Raw genomic sequence first — 1,397 nt, 5'->3', positions numbered from 1 at the left:
TGATTGATGTGGTGGAACGGCCCGCTCCGACAGCATCATCGTGCTAAAACGTGGTCGTTATTCGAACGCCACAAGGGGGAACCGTTCCATGAAGCAGATTAGCACCATCGGGTTGGATTTGGCGAAGCACATTTTTCAAGTTCACGGCGCGGGTGGCGATGGCTCGCCGGTGTTGAACCGGAGACTACGGCGCAGCGAAGTTCTGCGTTTCTTCGAGAAGCTGCCACCATGCCTGGTGGGGATGGAAGCCTGCGGCAGCGCCCATTATTGGGCGCGCGAGATTGCAACTTTCGGTCATCAAGTGCGGCTGATTCCGCCGGCTTATGTCAAACCCTTTGTGAAGCGCGGCAAGACGGATGCGGCGGATGCCGAGGCCATCAGCGAGGCCGTGACTCGCAAGACCATGCGCTTCGTTCCGATCAAAACGGCTGAGCAACAAGCCGCAATGATGGTTCCTGAAGAGTCGCGCACTTCTGGTGAAACAGCAAACGCAGACTATCAACGCCCTACGCTCGCATCTCGCCGAGTTGGGCATCATTGCCGCCGCTGGCCGGACAAAGGTCGAGGCGTTGGTTGCAATCGTACGGGACGTAGCAGATGTCCGCTTGCCTGCGGCAGCGCGCGTCGCCCTGACGGCAGTTGCCGATCAGATCGAGGCCCAGGCGGACCAGATTGACAAGCTCGAGCGAGCCATTGTTGCTGCGGCAAAGACCGACAAGGACATGCGCCGACTGACTACGATCCCCGGCATTGGAGCCATTACAGCGGCGACCATCAAGGCGCTGGTGCCAGATCCCGGCGGCTTCAAATCCGCTCGTCACTTTGCTGCCTGGCTGGGACTGACGCCACGACAGCATTCGAGTGGGGGCAAGGAGCGGATGGGACGCATCTCGAAGATGGGAAACCCCGAACTTCGGAGCCTCCTCGTTCTTGGGGCTACATCCGTCCTGCGAATTGCCCGGAAGGCCGATCGGGCGCGGCCGTGGTTGAGGGCGCTGCTCGCCAGACGTCCGTACAAGGTGGCAGCGGTCGCGCTGGCCAACAAGACAGCGCGAATTGCTTGGGCGCTCTTGAACAAGGGCGGGATTTACCGGCGTCCGGAGACGCCGGCGACGACTATGGCTGCCGCTTGATGCATACAGCGGCTGTCAAAGAGATCTGACCGGCGCGGGCCGGCAGAGGGCAAGGAGCAATAACAGGCGATGAACCCACGGGACGAAATCCCGGCATGAGTGAGGCTGGCGCGACAATGCGCTTCAAGCGCGTCTGATTGATTTAGCCCCTTGTGTCGCGGACTTCATCGAGGCCAGCGGTCATGCGCCGCGCTTTACAGGCCGTATACATGACCGCACCGCTCCCATGTGTGAAGTCGACTGAGAAAGCTCTTGCGCCCGCGG

1 pseudogene is annotated in these 1,397 nt (G+C 60.8%); it reads left to right on the top strand.

Annotated elements, in window-relative coordinates:
- The first annotated feature begins 88 nt into the window (after window positions 1-88).
- Window positions 89-1,133, top strand: a pseudogene (locus H8B02_RS47175) (IS110 family RNA-guided transposase).
- The last annotated feature ends 264 nt before the right edge of the window (window positions 1,134-1,397 follow it).

Origin of the sequence: Bradyrhizobium altum (assembly GCF_020889705.1) — a bacterium.
Classification (GTDB): Bacteria; Pseudomonadota; Alphaproteobacteria; order Rhizobiales; family Xanthobacteraceae; genus Bradyrhizobium; species Bradyrhizobium altum.
Note: the sequence above shows the minus strand (reverse complement) of the source record. Positions and strands in the feature narration are given on the sequence as shown.